At 61.1% G+C, this 12,791-nt stretch carries 15 protein-coding genes; 6 read left to right on the forward strand and 9 right to left on the reverse strand.

Translation table 11 applies throughout. From position 1 onward, the window contains the following. Positions 1–111: 111 nt before the first annotated feature. On the forward strand, positions 112–1,917 hold the full coding sequence (locus ACX3VQ_RS06635; RefSeq protein WP_462580095.1) for an AMP-dependent synthetase/ligase: 1,806 nt from the start codon (positions 112–114) through the stop codon (positions 1,915–1,917). Here the strand turns inward: ACX3VQ_RS06635 and ACX3VQ_RS06640 are convergent. The 4 genes from ACX3VQ_RS06640 to ACX3VQ_RS06655 all read right to left on the reverse strand — a co-directional run bounded on the left by ACX3VQ_RS06640 (position 1,914) and on the right by ACX3VQ_RS06655 (position 4,481). Continuing rightward, entirely contained in the window at positions 1,914–2,411 is a 498-nt protein-coding gene (locus ACX3VQ_RS06640; RefSeq protein ID WP_462580096.1) for a hypothetical protein, read from the reverse strand. The genes ACX3VQ_RS06635 and ACX3VQ_RS06640 overlap by 4 nt on opposite strands. After that, positions 2,408–2,938, reverse strand: coding sequence for a hypothetical protein (locus tag ACX3VQ_RS06645; protein WP_462580098.1), 531 nt, complete (start codon positions 2,936–2,938; stop codon positions 2,408–2,410). Before ACX3VQ_RS06645 ends, ACX3VQ_RS06640 begins: the two co-directional genes overlap by 4 nt. Before the next feature lie 115 nt (positions 2,939–3,053). Continuing rightward, positions 3,054–4,046, reverse strand: a complete 993-nt coding sequence (thiS, locus tag ACX3VQ_RS06650) for a sulfur carrier protein ThiS (protein WP_462580099.1) — start codon at positions 4,044–4,046, stop codon at positions 3,054–3,056. 39 nt (positions 4,047–4,085) lie between these two features. Next, complete coding sequence (locus ACX3VQ_RS06655; RefSeq protein WP_462580100.1) at positions 4,086–4,481, reverse strand: MerC domain-containing protein; 396 nt, start codon at positions 4,479–4,481, stop codon at positions 4,086–4,088. 73 nt (positions 4,482–4,554) lie between these two features. On the opposite strand from ACX3VQ_RS06655, the gene ACX3VQ_RS06660 reads away from it, so the two are divergent. From ACX3VQ_RS06660 to rpsI, 4 genes are all read left to right on the forward strand, one after another. After that, entirely contained in the window at positions 4,555–5,628 is a 1,074-nt protein-coding gene (locus tag ACX3VQ_RS06660) for a COX15/CtaA family protein (RefSeq protein WP_462580101.1), read from the forward strand. Beyond that, positions 5,625–5,945 (forward strand): divalent-cation tolerance protein CutA, encoded by a 321-nt coding sequence (gene cutA, locus ACX3VQ_RS06665; protein ID WP_462580102.1) that lies wholly within the window; start codon positions 5,625–5,627, stop codon positions 5,943–5,945. Before ACX3VQ_RS06660 ends, cutA begins: the two co-directional genes overlap by 4 nt. A gap of 281 nt (positions 5,946–6,226) precedes the next feature. After that, entirely contained in the window at positions 6,227–6,706 is a 480-nt protein-coding gene (gene rplM, locus ACX3VQ_RS06670; protein WP_462570862.1) for a large ribosomal subunit protein uL13, read from the forward strand. Beyond that, entirely contained in the window at positions 6,706–7,242 is a 537-nt protein-coding gene (gene rpsI, locus ACX3VQ_RS06675) for a 30S ribosomal protein S9 (protein WP_462570861.1), read from the forward strand. Before rplM ends, rpsI begins: the two co-directional genes overlap by 1 nt. Before the next feature lie 67 nt (positions 7,243–7,309). On the opposite strand, the gene ACX3VQ_RS06680 is transcribed toward rpsI, so the two are convergent. Together ACX3VQ_RS06680 and ACX3VQ_RS06685 are read right to left on the reverse strand one after the other, a co-directional pair. After that, entirely contained in the window at positions 7,310–8,071 is a 762-nt protein-coding gene (locus tag ACX3VQ_RS06680) for a metallophosphoesterase family protein (RefSeq protein ID WP_462580104.1), read from the reverse strand. A 42-nt stretch (positions 8,072–8,113) separates the two neighbouring features. Further along, positions 8,114–8,386, reverse strand: a complete 273-nt coding sequence (locus ACX3VQ_RS06685) for a hypothetical protein (RefSeq protein WP_462580105.1) — start codon at positions 8,384–8,386, stop codon at positions 8,114–8,116. 205 nt (positions 8,387–8,591) lie between these two features. Between ACX3VQ_RS06685 and ACX3VQ_RS06690 the strand changes: the two genes are divergently transcribed. Next, positions 8,592–8,900 carry a UrcA family protein gene (locus ACX3VQ_RS06690; RefSeq protein ID WP_462580106.1) on the forward strand — a complete coding sequence of 103 codons (309 nt, stop codon included), beginning with the start codon at positions 8,592–8,594 and terminating at the stop codon, positions 8,898–8,900. Between the two features lie 114 nt (positions 8,901–9,014). Here the strand turns inward: ACX3VQ_RS06690 and ACX3VQ_RS06695 are convergent, their stop codons facing one another. From ACX3VQ_RS06695 to ACX3VQ_RS06705, 3 genes are all read right to left on the reverse strand, one after another. After that, positions 9,015–9,773: a LytR/AlgR family response regulator transcription factor gene (locus ACX3VQ_RS06695; RefSeq protein ID WP_462580107.1), complete on the reverse strand. Its 759-nt coding sequence runs from the start codon at positions 9,771–9,773 to the stop codon at positions 9,015–9,017. After that, positions 9,766–11,001: a sensor histidine kinase gene (locus ACX3VQ_RS06700; RefSeq protein WP_462580108.1), complete on the reverse strand. Its 1,236-nt coding sequence runs from the start codon at positions 10,999–11,001 to the stop codon at positions 9,766–9,768. The genes ACX3VQ_RS06695 and ACX3VQ_RS06700 overlap by 8 nt, the downstream gene beginning before the upstream one ends. 98 nt (positions 11,002–11,099) lie before the next feature. Continuing rightward, positions 11,100–12,626 (reverse strand): fumarate hydratase, encoded by a 1,527-nt coding sequence (locus ACX3VQ_RS06705; protein ID WP_462580109.1) that lies wholly within the window; start codon positions 12,624–12,626, stop codon positions 11,100–11,102. Positions 12,627–12,791: the final 165 nt, after the last annotated feature.

Consider the following 12,791-nt stretch of genomic DNA (forward strand, 5'->3'; position numbering starts at 1 on the left):
CAATGTGGCTTGCGCGGCGCGCAAGTGCAGTCGCTCTTGCGGTGCGGCGGGCAGGACCCTAGACCTCGGCCATAGAATAAAGGGGGCTTCCCCGGGAGCAGGAGCAAGTCAGTGCAGCTGACCGATATCGACAATGCCAGAAATCTGGTTGAGCTTTTCCTTACACGCGCGGACGCCAAAGGTGATGCGCCCTTCCTTGGCCGCAAGGAAGGCGGCAGCTGGGTGACGCAAAGCTGGCGTGAAGTGGCGGATCACGTCTGCCTATTGGCGGAAAACCTGCGCACACTTGGCCTGAGGGATGGCGACCGGGTTTGCCTGGTAAGTGAAAACCGCCCCGAATGGTGCATAGCAGACTTGGCCATCATGGCGGCGGGCTGTGTGACCGTGCCGACCTATGTTACCAATACCGAGCGCGACCATGCGCATATTCTCGACAATTCGGGCGCCCGGGCGGTGATCGTGTCGACCGAAAGGCTGCTTCAGCCGCTTCATCCAGCGATCCTGGCAACAGGAATCATCGAGCACGTTATCGGTATCGAGGACCTGCATCGGCATCAGTCGGGCAGCTTCGATTACCATGGCTGGGAGCAGATGATCGCTGGCGATCCTGTGGCAGCGCGCAAGGCGGTGGACGAGCGAATGGCGGGAATCGATCGCGAGCAGACCGCCTGCATCATCTATACCAGCGGCACTGGAGGGGCACCGCGCGGCGTGTTGCAGCATCACGGCGCGATCCTGTGCAATGTCGCCGGGGCGGCGGATATCCTGATCGAGGATTTCGGGATTAGTGACGAACGCTTCCTCAGCTTCCTGCCGCTCAGCCATGCCTATGAACATACCGGCGGGCAGTACCTGCCGATCAGCGTAGGCGCGGAAATTTTCTATTCCGAAGGGCTGGAAAAGCTTGCCAGCAATATCGAGGAAACCCGCCCCACGATCATGGTGGTGGTGCCCCGCCTGTTCGAAGTGCTGCGCGCACGCATCATGAAACAGGTCGAAAAGCAGGGCAAGGTCGCGAACTATCTGATGGGCCGGGCGCTGATGATCAGCGAAAAGGAAGGCGAGCACGGGCGCTTGCGCAAGCGTGACAAGCCGATGAACTTTATCCTGGAAAAGACCCTTCGGCCCAAGATCCGGGCACGCTTTGGCGGCAGGATCAAGGCCATGGTTTCCGGCGGCGCGCCGCTCAACCCCGATGTCGGCAATTTCTTCGACGCGCTGGGGCTCACCATGCTGCAGGGATATGGCCAGACCGAGGCCGGCCCGGTCATCAGCTGCAACCGGCCCAAGGCCGGGCTGAAGATGGACACGGTTGGCCCGCCAATGCGCGGGGTTGAGGTGGAGATCGCGGAAGATGGCGAAATTCTGGTGCGCGGCGAACTGGTGATGCACGGCTATTGGCGCAACGAGGCGGAGACCGCGCGCACGATCAGGGATGGCTGGCTCCACACCGGCGATATTGGCCATCTCGACGACAAGGGCCGGATCGTGATCACCGATCGCAAGAAGGACATGATCATCAGCGACAAGGGCGACAATGTCGCACCGCAGAAGATCGAAGGCATGCTGACGCTACAGCCCGAGATCGCGCAGGCCATGGTGAGCGGCGACAAGCGGCCCTATATCGTCGGCCTGATCGTGCCCGACGCCGAATGGGCTTTGGAATGGGCCAAGGCCAATGACGAGAAGTTCGACATGGCGGCGCTGCAGGACCTGCCCGCTTTCAAGAGCGCGTTGCGCGTAGCAATCGACCGCGTGAACCATGACCTTTCCGTGATCGAGAAAGTACGCAAGTTCGCTTGCGCTGACGAGCCGTTCAGTATCGAGAACGAGGAGCTGACGCCGAGCATGAAGATCCGCCGCCACAAAATCCGCGAGCGCTACCAGGACCGGATTGACGGGCTTTACAAGGGTTAGGGCTTGCGAAGCTGCTCGATGATCTTTGCGTCATCGAGCAGATTGCGCACTTGGTCGTGAATCGAGCGGCCATCTCCGGTCGCCATGCGCAGCAATTCCAAACGTTCGTCATCGGTCCACACGCGGTCAGGCGTCACATCGTCCCTGTCGAGCGGCAAATGCCTCGTCACGAACAGCGGATTTCGTTTGTCATCATAGACGACTTGCAGAGTCCCGTGCGCCAGAACGTGCCGCACGGGGCGGAGCGATTGCCAGCGCACGATACGTTTCTCAAGGCTCTTGCAGCGGCGGTCCTCGGTCCGGGCAAGCCGGGTGCGCAGCTCGTTAGTGCTGCCGAGTGGTCCGTTCTTCATCGACAAATCGAGCCGCAAACATAGCAGGCCGATCGCTTGTTCGGCCTTTGCAAAGCTCGTGAGCACCTGTGCCAGCCATTGATAGGCATCGGCGAGGTCACCCGTCGGGCCTGCCGCGACAACTGGAATCTCTTTGCTCACGCAGCCTCAACATCCTCAACATATTCCGGATAGAAGCTCGGCTCGCGATCCGACCAGCCTGGTGCGGTGGCGGCGGCTTCGCTCAGGCTTTGCAGCAACTCCTTGCGGCAATCGGGCCGGATTTGCGGCAGCGCAGCGGCAGCACAGAATGCGCTGGGCAGCCAAGGGCGCACATCGGCGCCCAGCAAGCGCTCGTAGAGAAAGCGGAATGCCGAGAAGCTGCTGATCCGTTCTTGTGACAGATCAAAAGCGGCAACTCGCACCAGCTTGCCGATGAAGGTTTCGATCTGCGCAATGGTGACATCATGTGGAATGGTCGCGCGGAGCGTCTTCAGTTCCTGATAGGCAACATACTGGCAGCGGATCGCGGCGTTCTCGCCTTCGCTGCGCGCCCACAGCTTGAACGCATCCTGCCGTCCCAGCCCGATATCCAGGCTGCGCTTGATGTAACGCTGCTCTGCGGCCGAAAAGCTCGCAAATTCGCGCATCTCGCTAATGGTCATCGAGGCGGTGCCAGTTACCGGCATGGCTTTTGCTCCCTGTTGCAAGGAGCATTTTGGCCGAGCGTGGTTAATTAACGGTAACTATAGCGGGATTGCTTGCGCACAGGGTCATGGTCAGCCGCCGGAAACTAACCCGAAGTCAGATCAGGCCTGCCAGCGGTGAACTCGGATCGGCATACATGCGCCGCCCCATGCGCCCGGCGAGATAGGCTTCGCGCCCTGCCTCGACAGCCAGCTTCATTGCGCGCGCCATGCGGACCGGATCCTTTGCCTCGGCGATCGCAGTATTCATCAAAATCCCGTCGCAGCCCAGCTCCATGCCCACTGCCGCATCCGACGCAGTGCCCACACCCGCATCGACCAGCACCGGCACGCTCGCGCCCTCGACGATCAGGCGGATCGTGACTCGGTTCTGGATGCCAAGGCCGGAACCGATGGGTGCGCCGAGCGGCATCACCGCCACCGCGCCGGCATCTTCCAGCTGCTTCGCCGCGATCGGATCATCGACGCAATAGACCATCGGCAGAAAGCCTTCGCCCGCCAATACTTCGGTCGCTTTAAGCGTTTCACGCATATCGGGATAGAGCGTTCGCGCCTCGCCCAGCACTTCCAGCTTCACCAGGTCCCAACCGCCCGCCTCGCGCGCCAGCCGCAGGGTGCGGATGGCCTCATCGGCGGTAAAGCACCCGGCGGTGTTGGGCAGATAGGTGATCTTCCTGGGATCTATATAGTCGGTCAGCATCGGTGCCTTGGGATCGCTGACGTTGACCCGGCGCACCGCCACGGTAACGATTTCCGCCCCTGACGCCTCGACCGCGGCGGCATTCTGCTCGAAATCCCTGTATTTGCCGGTGCCCACGATCAGGCGCGAGCGAAATGTCCGGCCCGCCACGCTCCAGCTGTCATCCGCCTTTGCCGCAGCAGAACCGCCGCCAACGAAATGCACGATCTCCAGCATATCTCCATCGGACAGGGCGGTCTCTTCCAGTGTCGAGCGCGGCACGATCACGTGATTGCGCTCAACCGCAACCTTGGCCGGTTCAAGCTCGAGCTCGCGTACAAGCGCAGCGATGGTTCGGGCTGTGGTCCGGCGCGTATCGCCGTTGAGTGTGATGGTCTTGGTGGCGCTCATACAAGGGCCACATAAGCCTCAATGCGTGTCAGGCAAGTGCTATCGCATATTGAGCAAATGGCCGATTGAAACCAGCGCCACGCCGATAATAGTTAGCGCCGCCTCGTGCCAGCCATGCGGCACGGCAAGCCCGCCGCCCATAAAGGTAAGCCCCATCATTGCCGTCACGAACGGCGCAGGGCGCCGGTGGCGCAGCGCGCCCCAGCCGATCGCCACCGCCGCGATGATCAGCGCCAAGGCAAGGCCATAACGGTGGATTTCCGGCGCAAGCAGCAATTGCCCGCCCAATCCCAACACCGAAACAATCAGGATAGTCGCAAGGCAATGCAGCAGGCACAGGCTCGAAAGCCAGATGCCCGCACGGTCAAGCCGGCGGCGAATCGAGATGTTGTTTACTGGCATGGTACCGGTTGTATCTATGTTATGGTGTATCATCTTGCAAGAGGTGCAAGCGATCTTGCGGCGAATGGACTTGCACTTTTCTGGCGCGCTGCGCAGATGTCGGTCCATGGTTACACACGTCGAAACGCAAACCACCTGCGGGGCGCCAGTGCGTGAAACGGCGCGCCCCCTGGCACTTGCATTCTGGCTGTATGTGATCGCCGCGATGGTGATCGTGATCGTCATGGTGGGCGGAATTACCCGGCTAACCGAAAGCGGGCTCTCGATTACGCAATGGAATCCGATTACCGGCGTGCTGCCCCCGCTGAGCGAGGCGGCGTGGCAAGCCGAGTTCGACCTTTACCGCCAGACGCCCGAGTATCTTTACGAGGCCGGGCCGGCGGGCATGACGCTGGCAGATTTCAAGTTCATCTTCTTCTGGGAGTGGTTCCACCGCTTGCTCGGCCGCCTCATCGGGCTTGCCTTTGCGCTGCCGCTGGCCTGGTTCTGGATCAAGGGAGCCATTCCTAAGGGTTACAAGCTGCGCTTGCTGGCACTGCTGGCGCTGGGCGGGTTGCAGGGGACCTTCGGCTGGCTGATGGTGCGTTCTGGCCTTAGCGGCGAAATGACCGACGTCAGCCATTTCTGGCTATCGGTGCACCTGCTTACTGCCTTCTTCACGCTGGGCGGATTGGTGTGGACGGCGCGCGATCTGCAGCAACTTGCGAAGGATCCTGCTGCGCGGCCCGCCGGCCTCACCGGCCCATCGCTGATGGTGGCAATCACGGTGTTTATCCAGCTCTTGCTCGGGGCCTGGGTGGCGGGCCTCAACGCGGGTCACGCCGCCTATGACTGGCCGTTGATGAATGGGCGGTTCTTCCCGCAGCCGGACCTGGCCCGGGGCTGGCTTTGGGCGCTGACGCATGATCCCTTCCTGCTGCACTTTCTCCATCGCTGGTGGGCCTGGGTTGCTGTCGCCGCGCTGGTGTGGCTGGCACGGCGCGTACGCACACGTGAACGCGGCGCTTCGATCGCCATCCATAGTGCGTTCGGAACCATGGTAGTGCTGGGCATAGCCACGGTCCTGAGCGAAGTGTCGCTGTGGGTGGCGGTGGCACACCAATTGACCGGGGCTTTGCTGGTGGCGGGCCTTGCCTGGGGCATGCATGCAGATGGTCGGCGCAGTCGGGGCGGGGCATGAGCGCGCTGATCTGGTGCCCCTTTCCCGATCGCAGCGCTGCGCGCGAAGTAGCGAATGCCTTGCTGGATGAGAAACTGATCGCTTGCGCCAACCTGCTGCCGGATGTGGAATCGATCTTCGAATGGGGCGGTGCGCGCGAGAGCGGCAAGGAAATAGGGGTGCTGTTCAAGACCGATGCCGCCTTGCTTGACCGTGCTGCCGGGCGGTTGGCGGCACTCCATCCCTATGATACTCCTGCAATTATGGGTTGGAAGTGCGATGCAGCGTCAACTGCCACACAGGCCTGGCTTGGCTCTTTGAGGGAGCGAGAAGATTGATGGCATATCCCCGGTCATGCCCGGCGCTGACGGCTTGATCGAGGGCGCGCGGCGGCTGGAGCAAACGGAGCTCGCGCGAGCGCTGGGCCATGCGCGAAACCTGGACGCGCAAAATCAAACGGTATTATTTTACCTCCACTGAAAAGCGCGGTTTTGCTTGACTTGCGCGCACTCAGGCGACATTTGCGCCCCGTTCTCGCACCTGCGGCAAAAAGTCACGGGCGCGATTCGAGGCCGAGGCGGCAAACGCTGCGGCTACCCAAATCTAGGAAGTTGAACCCATGAAGGCGCTTAGCAAGCAGACCCGGTCCATAAAACCGGCCGAGGTCGAAAAGAAATGGCACCTGATCGATGCCGATGGCCTGGTTGTCGGCCGCGTTGCAACGATCATCGCCAACATCCTGCGCGGCAAGCACAAGCCGAGCTACACCCCGCATGTCGATTGCGGTGACCATGTTGTCGTTATCAATGCCGACAAGGTGAAGTTCACCGGCAAGAAGATGGGCGATAAGGTCTATTACAAGCACACCGGCCACCCCGGCGGCATCAAGGAAACCACCCCGGCCAAGGTGCTGGAAGGCCGCTTCCCCGAGCGCGTGCTGGAAAAGGCTGTCGAGCGCATGATCCCGCGCGGCCCGCTAGGTCGCCAGCAGATGAAGGCGCTGCACCTCTATGCCGGTACCGAGCATCCGCATGACGGCCAGGCGCCGCAGCTGCTCGACGTAGCTTCCATGAATCGCAAGAACAAGGTCACCGCATAATGAGTATCGAGAACTCTGGCGAAACCAGCAACGAAACCGTTTCGGATCTGGCGGACCTGAAGGACATCGCCAGCGATGTGCCCGAAGGCGATGCAGCCGAAATCGCCGCTGTGGCCGAAGTGCCCCTGCGCGAACAGGAACTCGACCCGCAGGGCCGCGCCTATGCCACCGGTCGCCGCAAGGATGCCGTGGCCCGCGTGTGGATCAAGCCCGGCAAGGGAACGATCACTGTCAACGGCAAGGATCAGGAAGCCTACTTCGCGCGTCCGACGCTGCGACTGATCATCAATCAGCCCTTCGGCATCACCGAGCGTGAGGGCCAGTATGATGTGATCGCCACTGTGCGTGGCGGCGGATTGTCGGGCCAGGCCGGTGCGGTCAAGCATGGCATTTCGCAGGCGCTGACCAAGTACGAGCCGGCGCTGCGCTCCACAGTCAAGGCCGCTGGCTTCCTTACCCGCGACAGCCGCGTGGTCGAACGCAAGAAGTATGGCCGGGCCAAGGCTCGCCGCAGCTTCCAGTTCTCGAAGCGCTGATTTCCAGCCTTGCGGAAAATCAAGGGGCGGTCCTTCGGGGCCGCCCTTTTTGTATCTGCGCTCTAGGTCAGACAGGCTGAGCGATGAAATCGCGTTGCTCAACTTCGATGATGCCTGCGGCGTCAATCCGCACGACATTGTAGGACGGCGGCGCCCCCCTGCGCAGCCGGGTCGACAATGTCCCCGCCCCTACCATCCGCATGGCATGGTTTTCGCGCGAGCGGACCTGGTCGAACGGGAAATGCACATGGCCCGATAGCACCATGGCGGCCCCTGCCGCAGCCAGTTCAGCGAAGGCTGTATCCCCGCGAATGGTCGGATTCCTGCGCCCATCCTCATCCGCCAACAGGGGATGATGGCAAGCAACCAGCTTGGGGCGTGGATCTGAGTGCACAGCTTTCAACCGCGCCAGCGCCGCATCGAGGTTACGCCGCGTGACCACCCCGTCCGACCAGGGCCAGCGCAACTGCGCGGGAACATTGGTATCGAAGGGCACGATCAGGGCATGTTCCAGAACGATCTCTGCACCCACGGCCCGCTCAAGCGATCCGAAGCGTGCATAGGGCCTGCGGAAACGCTCCCACAAATTGTAATAGGGCATGTCATGATTGCCAGGCTGGACCATAAGCGGCACGCCCAGGCTGGCGAACCACTTTGCGGCAAGGGCATATTGCCGATGGGTCGCGCGCTGAGTGAGATCACCGGTGCAGATCACCGCGTCGGGGCGCTCGAGATGCACCGCCGCCTCAAACCAGGCCGTGGCAGCGCGATCCTCTACCCCGAAATGGGTATCGCTGACATGGAACAGTACGGAGGCGTCGCTAGCCATGTTTGGCGCCTAGCAGATTCGCTGCAGCATGAAAGCAAAGCATCAGATCCGGTCGGTCAGTATCAGCCAGGCGGCGAAGCAGTTAAGCGCTGTGTAGGCGAGATAGCCCCACGCAAGGCCCGGCCAGCCGTTGGACGCCAGCAGCAGCGCGGCAAGCAGAATCAGGAATTCCGTTACCAGCGTCAGCCTGCCGCCTAGCATGTGCACGAACCACGGCATCTGCCCCAGCATAGGATGGCGGCTTTCGAGCACCGCCTTGTGCAGAGTGAAATTGCCGATCCCCAGCAGAAAGATGATCACCATCGCCATGGTCATATTATTGCGCAAACTTCCATCGATTGGAAATGGCTGTTCGTCGGGCGCGATCTGACATCGATCAGTATGTCGTAGCTCCGGTCGATGCGGATTGCGTGCATGTCGAGTGCAAGCTGATCGGGCACCGGCAATCGCCTATCTCCTGTTGTGCGGATCCGGTCTCTCTGCCCCCTCTTTTCCGAGATCGCCGCAAATGGAGGAAACTATGTTCAAATCCATGTTTGCAGCTGCCGCGATCAGTGCAGCGCTCGCAACCACGCCTGCAATTGCCGGAGAGGCCCAGGGCGAAAGCGTATCTGTGTCCTATCACGATCTCAATCTCGCGACCGAGCAAGGACAGAAGAAGCTCGAGCAGCGACTCGAACGTGCAGCTCGCCAGGCTTGCGGCGTTGACGGCGTTCGCACTGGCAGCCGCATTACCCCGCCCGATCAGAGCCGCTGCCTGAATGAGGCGCGCAAAAGTGCCAAGGCGCAATTCGCGCAAATTGTCAGCGAACAACAGCTCGGCGGTTAACCCGACGCACCCCCAAGCACGCAAGTGCGGCCTTGCGGCCTGAGTCCTTTCCAGTCCCGGGGCTCAGGCCGCATCTTTACAGGCGGCCTTATCAGCGGCTCAAACACAGCACTATCAGCGCCCGGCCATCGCTTTGACCTTTGGCAGATAAGTCCTCCCGATCCTTAACGCCTCGCCGCAATCCAGCTCTGCCGACCACACTCCCAGCCCATCGTGCCTCAGCCCCCTGATGCGATCCTTACGCAAAATGGTGGATCGGTGGATGCGGATGAACTCACTCGGATCGAGTTTCTTCTCCAGCCCCGCGATGGTCTGCAGCAGCAGATAGCTGCGCCCACCTTCGGCCGGATCGCCGACAAACAGCCGCACATAGTCACGCTCGGCATCGATCCGGCTCACTTCGTTCACTGCGATACGGATCAGTTCCGAACGGTGCGGCACCCACAGTTCTTCAAGCCATTCGCTGGTACTGTTGCGCTCTGACCCGCGGCGAGAAACCGCTCTTTCAATCGCCCGCTCGAGCCGATCGGCGGCAACCGGTTTCAGCACGTAATCGACCGCTTCGAGGTCAAATGCTTCGACCGCAAAGCCATCATGGGCTGTCACGAAAATGATTGCAGGCGGATTCTCCTGCCCGGCCAGCTGGTGTGCGACACCCAACCCGTCGAGTTCGGGCATGGTCATATCGAGCAGCATAAGGTCGGGCGCAAGCGCCTCGGCGAGGCGCAGCGCCGCCGCGCCATCGCTTGCCGTTCCGATGACGTTGATCTTGCTCAGTTTAGCACAAATCACCTGGATCCGTTCGACGGCGAGAGGCTCGTCGTCAACGATCAACGTTCTCAGCGGTGTATCGGTTTGCTCTGATTCAGCCATTGCGCGTCAATGGTATGCGCATTTCGGTGCGATATCCACCAGGAACCGGGCCCGACTCAAGTACGATATCGGGGCCGAAACGGGCCTCCAGCCGGTCGCGCACATTGGCAAGGCCGATACCGAAACCGTTGCGCACATTATCTGGCACTCCGGGCCCATCATCGCTGACGGTGATCACCAGTCGATCGAACTCCTCGCGCGCCTCCACCCGGATCAGGACCGGGCGATTGACCGGCGAGACTGCATATCTGACCGAGTTTTCGATCAACGGCTGCAGGATCATGCCCGGCACGCGCGCATCGGCGAGCTCGGGCGGCAGGATCAATTCACTCCGCAGCCGCTCCGGAAAACGCACCGCCTCGATGGCGAGGTAGAGCCGCTGAAGGTCGAATTCGTCAGCCAGTGTGACATTGGTCGTGGGATCGTCAGCCAGGCTATGGCGATAGAAGCGCGATATCAGCTGGATCATCTGTTCGGCGCGTTCGGCCTTGCCGGTGATCACCAGAGACGAAAGCGAATTGAGCGTGTTGAACAGGAAATGCGGATTGACCTGATAGCGCAAGCTCCGCAGCTCGGCCGCCTTCGCGGCGTTGCGAAATTCGCCGGCGCGGCGCTCTGCCGAACGCGCTTCAACTCCGGCCAGCATTGCGAAATGAAGCGATGCCCAAGCGAGGATCAGGAAATAGCGGCCCAAGGCTATGTCGATGATCTTGATCCACTGTTCGCCTTCGGTGGGTGCGGGCGCAATGATCACGCTTTTGGATTCAAGGCCCCCCGCCGGATCTGCCGCACCCGCTCCGTCCCTGGGCCCGTCCTGGCCCAAAGGCACATCAACCAGAAGATTTCCATCCTCGTCGCGGCGGACAACTATTCCGCGCTCTTGTCCGTAACGCTCCTCCTCGGCAGCCTGAAGCTCCGAGAAAATCCACTGGTTCGCCTGCGCGATCGGAATCGCCAGGGGAAATCCGAGGACCAGCGCCGCCGCAACCCGCGTCCAGAGCGGGCGCGCCTCGATCAGCCGAAGGATCAACCATAGCACAAGGGTCATCGCCACGCCGACCATGGTCACCACACCGCGGCGCCACAGCATTTCGCCCTGAAACTCAAACCCGACTATGAAACCGCGGATCGACGTGATCAGAAAATAAGCGGCCCACAAGGCCAGTATCGAAAGCAGGACCGAACGGAACGGGACGGTTGACTGCAACTTGGGAGAATCCGTTTTCATGGCCTGACTGTTAGCTGGCAGAGGGCGCCAGCGCGAATCCGTCGTCGGTCAAGATATGCCGTTCATCGAAAGTTCATCGAACGACGAACGTTCCGGCTTCAGCCCTTTTCGAGCAATTTATCCTTTGCAATCCGTTCTTTCCACTGCGCCGGGGCCAGCGTGTGGACATTGGTGCCTTCGCTGTCGACCGCGACGGTGACAGGCATATCCTTCACCGTGAATTCGTAGATCGCTTCCATGCCAAGATCTTCGAAAGCGACCACCTTTGCTTCCTTGATCGCCCGCGCAACCAGATAGGCTGCACCGCCCACCGCCATCAGGTAGGATACCTTGAAGCGGCTGATAACCTCGACTGCATCATGCCCACGCTCGGCCTTGCCGATCATCGCCAGCAGGCCAAGGTCGAGCATCATCTCGGTGAACTTGTCCATTCGCGTTGCCGTGGTCGGGCCGGCCGGGCCAACCACTTCGCCCATCACCGGATCGACCGGGCCGACGTAATAGATCGCGCGGCCTTTGAAATTCACCGGCAGATCTTCACCCCTGTCAAGCATTTCCTGGATGCGCTTATGCGCGGCGTCGCGCCCGGTCAGCATTGTGCCATTGAGCAATAACCGGTCACCCGCCTTCCAGCTCGCTACCTCTTCAGACGTAAGATTGTCGAGATTGACCCGCTTGGCCTCTGCGTCGGGCTGCCACTGCACCTTGGGCCAGGCATCGAGATCGGGCTGCGGGATATAGGCCGGGCCCGAACCGTCCATCACCACATGCGCATGGCGCGTAGCGGCGCAATTGGGGATCATCGCCACCGGCTTGCCCGCCGCATGGCACGGCCAGTCCAGGATCTTGACGTCAAGAATCGTTGAGAGCCCGCCCAGCCCCTGCGCGCCGACCCCGGTGGCGTTGACCGCGTCGAAAATATCGATCCGCAGCTGCTCGATATCGCTGCGCGCGCCGCGCGCCTTCAGCTGCGCCATATCGATCGGTTCCATCAGGCTTTGCTTGGCCAGCTTCATGCAATGTTCCGCCGTGCCGCCAATTCCGATCCCCAGCATGCCCGGGGGGCACCATCCGGCGCCCATCGACGGGATCTGTTCGAGCACCCAGTCGACGATGTTGTCGCTGGGGTTCATCATCTTGAACTTGGACTTGTTCTCGCTGCCCCCGCCCTTGGCCGCGACATCAATGCTGATCTTGTTGCCTGGCACCATTTCGACAGAAAGCACGCAGGGAGTGTTGTCGCGGGTGTTGCGGCGGGTGAAGGCGGGATCGGCCAGGATCGAGGCGCGAAGCTTGTTCTCAGGATGGTTGTAGGCGCGGCGCACCCCTTCATCGACCACTTCCTGCAAACTTTGCCGCGATTCGAGGCGGCACTCCTGCCCCCATTTGATGAAGACATTGACGATGCCGGTGTCCTGGCAGATCGGGCGGTGGCCCTCTGCGCACATCCGGCTGTTGGTCAGGATCTGCGCGATCGCATCCTTCGCCGCAGGCCCCTGTTCCGCGTCATAGGCTTTGCCCAGCGCCTGAATGTAATCCATCGGATGATAGTAAGATATGTATTGCAACGCATCCGCCACGGTCTCGATCAGATCGTCTTCGCGGATAATGGTCATGTCGCTCATCGAAGCTGCGCTCCTGTCGGTCGATTCCACCGCCCCTTAGTCCCCTCGCGCACCTAGCGTCAAAGCGCTTGGCTGCAAGCATCGCAATCGCTAGAGGTAATTGACCTAGTGTATTGTGTGTGTAATACAGCCGGTAACAACCATGACGAAGAGTGATATGTCTTT

It is taken from the genome of Altererythrobacter chaiwopuensis, assembly GCF_054957735.1.

Excerpts from the sequence above, each read along its gene's own strand:
- ACX3VQ_RS06645 (WP_462580098.1), bottom strand. The coding sequence starts at position 2,938 with ATGCCGGTAACTGGCACCGCCTCGATGACCATTAGCGAGATGCGCGAA.
- thiS (WP_462580099.1), bottom strand. The coding sequence starts at position 4,046 with ATGAGCGCCACCAAGACCATCACACTCAACGGCGATACGCGCCGGACC.
- ACX3VQ_RS06655 (WP_462580100.1), bottom strand. The coding sequence starts at position 4,481 with ATGATACACCATAACATAGATACAACCGGTACCATGCCAGTAAACAAC.
- ACX3VQ_RS06660 (WP_462580101.1), top strand. The coding sequence starts at position 4,555 with ATGGTTACACACGTCGAAACGCAAACCACCTGCGGGGCGCCAGTGCGT.
- cutA (WP_462580102.1), top strand. The coding sequence starts at position 5,625 with ATGAGCGCGCTGATCTGGTGCCCCTTTCCCGATCGCAGCGCTGCGCGC.
- rplM (WP_462570862.1), top strand. The coding sequence starts at position 6,227 with ATGAAGGCGCTTAGCAAGCAGACCCGGTCCATAAAACCGGCCGAGGTC.
- rpsI (WP_462570861.1), top strand. The coding sequence starts at position 6,706 with ATGAGTATCGAGAACTCTGGCGAAACCAGCAACGAAACCGTTTCGGAT.
- ACX3VQ_RS06680 (WP_462580104.1), bottom strand. The coding sequence starts at position 8,071 with ATGGCTAGCGACGCCTCCGTACTGTTCCATGTCAGCGATACCCATTTC.
- ACX3VQ_RS06685 (WP_462580105.1), bottom strand. The coding sequence starts at position 8,386 with ATGACCATGGCGATGGTGATCATCTTTCTGCTGGGGATCGGCAATTTC.
- ACX3VQ_RS06690 (WP_462580106.1), top strand. The coding sequence starts at position 8,592 with ATGTTCAAATCCATGTTTGCAGCTGCCGCGATCAGTGCAGCGCTCGCA.
- ACX3VQ_RS06695 (WP_462580107.1), bottom strand. The coding sequence starts at position 9,773 with ATGGCTGAATCAGAGCAAACCGATACACCGCTGAGAACGTTGATCGTT.
- ACX3VQ_RS06700 (WP_462580108.1), bottom strand. The coding sequence starts at position 11,001 with ATGAAAACGGATTCTCCCAAGTTGCAGTCAACCGTCCCGTTCCGTTCG.
- ACX3VQ_RS06705 (WP_462580109.1), bottom strand. The coding sequence starts at position 12,626 with ATGAGCGACATGACCATTATCCGCGAAGACGATCTGATCGAGACCGTG.